Source organism: Hominilimicola sp. (assembly GCF_046972485.1).
Lineage (GTDB): Bacteria > Bacillota > Clostridia > UBA1381 > UBA1381 > Hominilimicola > Hominilimicola fabiformis.
In genome coordinates this window covers 1-8,768 of the sequence record NZ_JBKVWU010000090.1, presented here as the reverse complement: position 1 = coordinate 8,768, position 8,768 = coordinate 1, and the positions used below count along the sequence as shown (strand labels likewise).

The 8,768-nt window shown below is 36.0% G+C and carries 5 protein-coding genes; 1 reads left to right on the top strand and 4 read right to left on the bottom strand.

Annotated features, from left to right (window positions below):
- The 4 genes from ACLTU0_RS08950 to ACLTU0_RS08935 all read right to left on the bottom strand — a co-directional run.
- On the bottom strand, positions 1 to 2,332 hold a 2,332-nt coding region (locus tag ACLTU0_RS08950), incomplete at its 3' end, for a DNA translocase FtsK 4TM domain-containing protein (RefSeq protein ID WP_412322113.1).
- A gap of 106 nt (positions 2,333 to 2,438) precedes the next feature.
- Complete coding sequence (locus ACLTU0_RS08945) at positions 2,439 to 3,257, bottom strand: hypothetical protein (protein WP_412322111.1); 819 nt, start codon at positions 3,255 to 3,257, stop codon at positions 2,439 to 2,441.
- 90 nt (positions 3,258 to 3,347) lie between these two features.
- Positions 3,348 to 3,812, bottom strand: coding sequence for a GNAT family N-acetyltransferase (locus ACLTU0_RS08940; protein ID WP_412322109.1), 465 nt, complete (start codon positions 3,810 to 3,812; stop codon positions 3,348 to 3,350).
- 139 nt (positions 3,813 to 3,951) lie between these two features.
- Positions 3,952 to 7,614 carry a beta-L-arabinofuranosidase domain-containing protein gene (locus ACLTU0_RS08935; RefSeq protein ID WP_412322107.1) on the bottom strand — a complete coding sequence of 1,221 codons (3,663 nt, stop codon included), beginning with the start codon at positions 7,612 to 7,614 and terminating at the stop codon, positions 3,952 to 3,954.
- A gap of 187 nt (positions 7,615 to 7,801) precedes the next feature.
- On the opposite strand from ACLTU0_RS08935, the gene ACLTU0_RS08930 reads away from it, so the two are divergent.
- Entirely contained in the window at positions 7,802 to 8,683 is an 882-nt protein-coding gene (locus ACLTU0_RS08930; RefSeq protein ID WP_308455844.1) for an AraC family transcriptional regulator, read from the top strand.
- Positions 8,684 to 8,768: the final 85 nt, after the last annotated feature.

The window sequence follows — 8,768 nt, the reverse complement described above, 5'->3', positions numbered from 1 at the left end:
AATGAAATGCTATCGAAAATTTACTTGCATTACTATAACCTAAACTCATAGCAAGTTCAATAGCCTCCGGAAGAAGTGCGTCACCGTCATCTTCAACATCAGGTGTAACACCGTTTTCGCCTGTTGCATGACGTTCTATTTCTTCTTCCAAATCCTCACTGTAATGAGTTTCGCCTACATTTTCTTTTATAAATTCAAGTACCGACTCAATTTCAGGGTCTGATACAAATGCACCCTGAACTCTTGTTGCGGCTCTTGCACCTGCGGGATGATACAACATATCACCCATACCAAGCAATTTTTCCGCACCGCCCTTATCAAGTATTGTACGGCTGTCCACTTGGCTCGATACCGCAAAAGCAATTCTTGACGGTATATTTGCTTTGATAAGACCTGTAATGACATCAACAGACGGTCTTTGTGTTGCGATAATCAAATGTATTCCTGCGGCACGGGCGAGTTGTGCCAAACGACAAACATAATCCTCAACTTCCTTTGCCGCAACCATCATCAAATCAGCCAACTCGTCTATTATAACAACAAGCTGTGGTATTTTCTCACCGCCTGTGCTTTCCATAAGTTTGTTGTAAGACTCAAGTTTTCTCACACCTGTATTTTTAAACAAATCATAGCGGCGCATCATTTCGCTTACCGCCCAATTAAGTGCACCTGCCGCCTTTTTAGGCTCTGTAACAACAGGCACAAGCAAATGCGGTATACCGTTGTAAACGCCAAGTTCAACAACCTTAGGGTCAATCATAATAAGCTTAACTTCCTCAGGTGACGACTTGTACAAAATACTCATAATAATACTGTTTACGCAAACACTTTTACCCGAACCTGTCTGACCGGCAATAAGAACGTGCGGCATTTTTGCAATATCGCCTATAACTACATTGCCGCCTATATCCTTACCCAAACCGACTGTCAATTTTGACTTTGCATTTTTGAATGCGTCCGATTCAAGCATTTCGCGTATTGAAACAGGAGTAACCTTGTTGTTAGGTATTTCAACACCGACAGCCGCCTTACCCGGAACAGGTGCAACAAGAACTGTTGACACAGCCAAATTAAGTGCTATATCGTCTGCAAGTCCTACTATTTTAGAAAGTTTAACACCTGTGTCCGGTTGAATTTCATATCTTGTTACAGTCGGACCTTGTGTTACTTGCAACAGTTTTGCTTTCACGCCGAAATTGTCAAGAACGGAAATAAGTTTTTCCGCCGTTCTTCTCATTTCTTCACGTTTATCACCCGAAGTTGCCTTAGGTTTGCTCAATAAATCCAAAGGCGGTATTACATATTTCGGAATAGGTCTTTCTATTGCCTTGTTAAATTCCTCGTTGTATCCCTCTTTTTCACTTTCGGACATATTCTTAGCCTTTTCGGGTTGTTCTTCCTTTTTCTCCCCGACTTCTTCTGTCGATTCTTCAACTATATCATCCATTTTACCGAATGCCTCATCTATACCGTTTGAAAAAGGTTCTTCTGCCGGTTCTTCTTTTATAGGCTTTTCTTTTGTTTTTGATGATTTTTTAGCAGTCGGTTTAGTTACTGATTTTTTTGTGTTATTCTTTGTGTCATTTGCAAATGAATTTGCCGCGTCAAGAGCACTTGTTTCTTCTTCGTAATATTCATCTTCATACACATCATCTGTATACTCATCTTCATATTCTTCTGCAAGCATTCTTTCTTCCATTCGTCTGTCATATTCTTCTTTTAATTCCGAATACTTATTTTTCGCACCAAACATAACATTTCTTGCCCATTTGAAAAATTCCGCAAAAAACGATACATTAGTTATAAAGCTTGCCAATACAATAAGTGTAATTGATAAAATTATGTAAGACGCAACTTTCTGCACCATTTGTTCCATAAATACAGAAACACACGCACCTAATAAACCTCCGCATATATACTGCTGACCTGCCGAAAAAGCATAGCTTATATCAGTATTAATCGACGAAAGATTTACAATCGCACTGACATTAATAAGTACCAAAAATGACAGTATAACCTTACTCCAAAAACGCTTTATGTCCTTAGTTTTAATAAGGTATGCCGATACACCCGCACAAACTACAGGCACAAAATAACCGCATATGCCGAACAATCCGCGGAACAGATTTTTCACTGCATTATTTATTACTCCGCCATTGCCTGTATCAATGTACATAAAAACAGCTAATAACAATGTAATGAGCATTGATGAGATAATGTATGTAGGCATATAGTTTTTTGTCTGATTATTCTTTTTTACAGTAGCTTTTGCCGTAGTTTTAGAACTTTTTTTTGAACTGCCCTTTTTAGCAGTTGACTTCTTTGTTGCCATAAAACCTTGCCTTTCTTATGTAAATAATAATTTTATTCATAAATATTCACTGTGTATTATATCACAAATCATTTAAAAATTCCACAATGTTATAATAATGTAATATTTAAAGTACTTGTTCCGTTGTCAGTTTATCTATTACCTGCGTTTCGGTTATAATGTCCTTTACTTTGCCGTCGTCACTTACAATGTAAACCACATTATAGTCTTTCGGAATAAATTTATCCACTATATCACAATAATTACACTCATTTTCAACCACAATATGTCTTACCGATTTTTTCTTTTTATTGTTGAACATCAATGTTTTAGTTAAATCCACATTATATTTTTCACTTTGAGTAAATATATTGCCTATCATCAAAGCAGAAAACAGCAATACCGAAAAATTGAATTTTGTAATGTACATCACATATATACCAAGTCCCATAATCATAGCAGAAAACACTGCGGATATTACAGTCATCATCTTATTTGCACTGTTATATCCGAGTCTGTATGCTATAATCTTTTTGAGCAAAATACCGCCGTCCAAAGGTACTGACGGAATCATATTCATACAAAACAGCATAGTATTGCTTATATAAAAAAACTTTACGCTTTCATTCGGATAACGGCTGTACACAATCATTGCGATAAGTGCAAATAAAATATTACAAAACGGTCCGCTGAAATATAATATCATTTCATCTGCAAGTGAATATACAAGTTTATTTTTTAATTTCAAATTGACACCGAACGGATAAAAGTCAATATGCGATATTTTAAGCCCTATACACACAGCCGCAAGGCAATGTGCCAATTCGTGCAAAATCATAACCGCATATGTGACGCAAAGCATATCCGCTTTATTAAATATAATGCAAAACACAAACAAGGCGATTGTCAGTACATTAACTCTTAAATATTTTGTTATTTTAATCAAGACAAGCACCCCCTCTGATTATTATATTCACATAGCATACAATACAGAACACAAAAATACCCTTTATGCTTTCACACAAAGGGTATTAAATCATTTTGCCGTATATTCAAATTGAATATCCACACGTTTATAATGATGTGTATTATCGATAGGAATTTCATAAAAGCCGTATTTTTCATATATATGCAATGCCGGTTTTAAAATACTGTTTGACAGGATTGTAAGTTTATTGGCACCGTTTTCCAAGGCATAATCCATACACGCTTTAAAAACAGCACTTCCCGCACCGTGTCCCTCATATCTTTCGTCTGCGGCAAGTTTACATATTTCCCACTCATTATTTGTCATAGGCTGTGCCATACACGTTGCATAAACTACACCGTTTTCAATAGCAAAATAAATCATTGCACCATTTTTGATAAGTTTATCTATATTTTCAAAAACTTCAAAATCATCACTTTCAAGTGCAAAGTATTTTGTTATCCAATTCTTGCTCAGACGGATAAAATCGTTTTTGTATTCGGGTTTATATTTTACAATTTCCATATTAATCATACTTTCTCTTGAATTTTGATTTATTATAGCATATAGATTATTTTTAGTAAAGCGAATATTTTTAGACAAATTCCGATTTTATGTTAAAAGTTTTGGGAAATAAAAATTCTCTGCAAAACAAATTGCAGAGAATTTTTGGTTATTCTTCAGTAATTATTAGTTTCATATTGTCCGTCGATTCCCAATAGAACTCTTTGTGTGATGATGAATTTTCAGTTTGCTTTATATCTTCGATGCTGATTTTTTCGATTGAGCTGTCCTTTAGCGTTCCGTTATCGTTGTAATCGGCCGTAATCTTTACACATTTCAAATCATCATTTGTAATTCTCGCCTCAATAACACCGCCTGCACAATTTGTACTGCTCTTTGGCGCAAATTTAACAGTAACGCTGTCCTTTCCTTCTGTATATTCTTCCGGAATTTCATAGAATACATCATATGCGTTATTCATCTTTTCGTTGTTAAGCGTTTGTTCGGCAAGTTTATTATCATCAATATAGATATAGAAATCACGCGTATAATTTACATTATTTTTTTTAAACGGTCCGTCACTGCCCCAATATCTTACAAACAGATAATTTTTATTGCTCTTATCCACTTCCAAAGAATATTGGAAATATGCGTTGTCACTACCGTATGCGTCACGCCAGTAATATGTTTTTGTACCGCTTGTAAAACTGCCGTTATTTGAATTTTTACTTGCCAAACCGTGTCCGAGTTCGTCCTGCTGACCGTCCGGTTCAACTCTGTCAATCGTTGCACTGTTCAGACGTTTATCATATTCATTCACACCGTTTCCTACGTTGAAATATACAGTATAGAAACTGTGGTGAATTTCATAGAACGGTTTTAGTTCAATATCCTTGCCTGTAGATGAATTTTCAGCCTTAATTTTAAACATCAACTTGTCCGTGTCAACCGTATCTATATACTTATCCAAATTGCTTGAATTACCTACAATATACGGTACATCAGCAGTTACACTGTCAATCTTAGTTTCATTTGAAATATATTCATTCACTCCGCTAACGTTGCTGACGCTTCCAAGGTCTGCCGCCAAAACCACAGGACCGTACTGATATGCCGCCTGTCCGTCAATTCTTGAATTGTATACTGTAACAGACATTGGAATTGTAATATCTATAATGTCGCCGTCTTTCCATTCGTTAGATATAGCAATATATTCTCCGCCCTTTGATGTATACGTCTTATTGCCTGCTTTTACTGTCATATCACTTTCAAGCCATGACGGAGCTCGTAGGTTGATATTTGCACTTCCTGTTCCTGCAACTTTAATTTGAACCTTGTCGGAATAAGGATATGTTGTTTCAACAGTGAATGTAAGACCTTTTTCTTCCCATTCATATGTACCCGGCATATAAAGATTTACATATAAATCGTCACCGTCTTCATAATACGCACATCTTGTGTATCTTCCCGGGTTCTCCATACCTGTACCCGTACAACACCACCAAGATTTATCCTTTTGCTCATATACTCTGTGGTGTCCTTGCAAAAGCGATACAAAGTACATTTTTGCACCTGTTTCAGGCTCTTGCTGACCGAGAATATGGTTGTACAAAGCCTTTTCATACCAATCCATATATGCACTGTCATGTTTCCAAGCGAATAAATGCTCAGACAGACGCATCATATTATATGTATTACAGCTTTCGCAAGTCTTAACTCCAAGTGTCTCTGCCTCCTCTGCCTCGAAATGTTCGGCAATCGAGTTACCGCCTATTGCGTATGAACGATTGTTTACAACGTAATTCCAGAAATTTTCGCAAGCCTTTTTATAATCGGCATATTTCTCCGGATTTTGTTCGTATATTTCTGCCGCACCGATTATTTTCGGTATTTGAGTATTTGCGTGAAGTCCTGTCAAACTGTCCTTACCTTGTATAAGCGGATTTAAAATCGAATCGTGAGTAAATCTTCTTGCCGTATCCAAATATTTTTCATCACCTGTAATTTCATACATTCTCGCAAAAATTTCATTCATACCACCGTATTCAACGTCAAGCATTGACTGCATTTGTGCGTCAGTAAGATTTGATGTACCGTCAACTGCCCAATCTGCAAATTTTTTCAATACTTCATAAGCAGTGTCATTTTCTGTATAGTCATACGCGTCAAGCAAGCCTTGATATATTTTGTGTATTCCGTACCATGGCACCCAATAGTTATCAGCCCACTTTGTATTACCGCTAAACAGTTTTGTAAAACAATCTTCGCTACATCCGCCTATATATGGTGAATTTGAAGTCTTTTGAAGTTCATCGAGTTTAGTTACCGCATAATTAAGTTTAGTCAAAACTTCTTCATTGCCTGTATCACGATATAATACCGCAGCTGCACTCATCCAATGTCCCAACGAATGTCCTGCAAGTGTGAATGTATCTTTTGAACTTCCCCAGTTGCTTGCACCTTTTCTTTCCCAACCGCCGTAACGCTGTGCATTGTTCGGAGCGGTCAATCCATGCATTTCGTATGACGGTGCAAGAAGTCTGTCAACGTCTATTGACAAAACATATTTAAGTCCTACTTGCTCACTCTTTTCAAATAAGCTGTCTTTCTCTAAATTAACTCTGTCTGTTCCGGCAAAGTTACCTGTATTATCTGCTTTTCTTTCCATTACGCTTGAAATTGCCTTTCCTGTTGATTTGTTATAAACGGCTGTTTTTACAGTCAAATTACCCTTATAATCTCTAATATCTTTCTTCATTTTTACAGTATTGTCGGACGGCACAAAATCTTTTGTATCTTCCGACAGAAGTGTATCACCACTGTAAATTTGCATTTTTAAAACCAAAGTATCGGTTAGTTCAGATGTTACAACATACTCCGCTTCAACAAATGATGAACCCGAATTTTTAACAATATTCATATTACGGATTACAGAATAATTATCGTCCAAAGAATCCGTTTCAACAGTTATATTCGCGATAACATCGTAGCTTTTTCCTGCTATTTTCGTAGTACCTGTTACTTTATACGTTCCCTTTTCGGTATAACTGCTCACTTCTCCCCAGTCAACTATCGTTTTGCTTGTCATTCCGTTTGTGTACGATACATCTACTTCTGACGGCAGCTTAATTTTGTCACCGACTTTTACTGTTAAATCTGTTGTTTCTATAGATTTAACTTCTGCCGCAGTAGCCTGCATTCGTGTTATAATTTCGTCTTGTGTTAATGCGTCATTGTATATTTCCATTTCATCAATACAACCAGTATAATTAGGATCTGAAGTATATTGAGATTTAGCAATATAATTTGCAGCCGAAGACGCAAGTGAACTCATAGACACCGTAATATTACCGCTTGCAACACTCTCACCGTTTATATACATTGTCGCCTTATTATCTTTCATTGTAACAGTTACGTATGACCAAACATTTTTATTAAGCGATACCGAAGATGTAATATTTTGCTCTTTTTGATTATTGTATTTCACCGCCAAACGCGGATAACCGTTACCGTTGTTTACGGTAAGAAATATATAATTCTTTTGGTCAGAGCCAAAGTCAAATACTCTTTCCCATGAAGTTAATCCGCTCGGTTTTATCCAGGCTGATACAGTAAAATTATCGCTTAACGGAAATTGACTTAAAGTCGCACTTCCGCCGTTAAATTCTACCGCATTATTTTTTTGACCGAGTATATTCGACACCGTACCCATATAGGTTAATCCTGTCATATCATCCATTGAATATGATGCTGTTAAATCAGCCGCATATGCACTTGCCTGCAATATAAATGCCGTAGCCGCTGCCGTTAAAATCACTTTCTTAAGCTTCATTTTCTCCCTCCAAAAATAAATTTTCAACAAATTAATCTTTATATATCCCGGGTTTCTTTAGCAATATTATATAGTATATTTTTTTAAAATTCAATTAACTATATTAACATCATTTGAATGTATATTAACATTTTCACATTGACTTTAATAACTGTTAATGCTATACTGAATATGCAGGAGGTACGCTATGAATCCGAGATTATATTTTGATGAAAAAACGTTAAAAAAATTAGGTGATGTATTTGTTGTAAACACATATTTCCCTATTAAAACAGTTCCCGACAGTGCCGACTATTTTTTGCTTGTATATATTGCTCATTCTAACGCCATACACAACATTGATAATACAAGCAGAAAATTAGAAGAAGGCGATGTCGTGCTAATATCGCCGAACGTAGTCAATTCATTCACCTGTACCCATAAAGATGAACTAACCATTGCATATTGTTGCGCGTTTTCCAAAAACGCATTACAATATAGCTTAAAACAGTATTCAGGCAATTTTCCGTTGCTTTCAGATTTTTTTGAGGGAAAACGCTCATATATACAAGTACACGACACACCGTCAAAAACAATACGAAATTTTATGATACAAATGATAGATAATTTTAACTATTCACAACCCGGATATTTGTTTTCAATCCGCAGTACAATAACACTGATTTTAGTTAATATGTTCAGATTGTATTCAGTTGATAAAAATAAAGCCGATGGTTTTCATTCCAATGTGGTTATAAATAACGTTACCAACTACATAAATTCAAAAATATATTCAAAGCTTTCGCTTAACGAAGTAGCCGATAAATTCGGTATCACCCCGCAACACCTTTGCCGATTGTTTAAGAAACACTTTAATATGACTTTCACTCAGTTTTCAAACAGGCAACGTGTCGATAAAATCCGTGATGAACTCGAAAATATCGACAGACCGATATATCAAACCTATGAAGAATTTGATTTCACACCTCAATATTTAAACAGTATGTTCAAAAAATATACCGGCTACTCTATCAGTGAATATAAAGCCAAATTCAACTATAAAGCCGGTAATCCGCTTTATACGATATAATAAAAAGCAACTTTTGTCATAAAAGGAGTAGGGGGTGCGGACATATTCTTGGACTATTTTATGCTGATAATCCAAGGCTATGTCT

Bases quoted from the DNA above. Each gene is read 5' to 3' on its own strand.
- ACLTU0_RS08940 (WP_412322109.1), bottom strand. From the start codon at position 3,812: ATGATTAATATGGAAATTGTAAAATATAAACCCGAATACAAAAACGAT.
- ACLTU0_RS08935 (WP_412322107.1), bottom strand. From the start codon at position 7,614: ATGAAGCTTAAGAAAGTGATTTTAACGGCAGCGGCTACGGCATTTATA.
- ACLTU0_RS08930 (WP_308455844.1), top strand. From the start codon at position 7,802: ATGAATCCGAGATTATATTTTGATGAAAAAACGTTAAAAAAATTAGGT.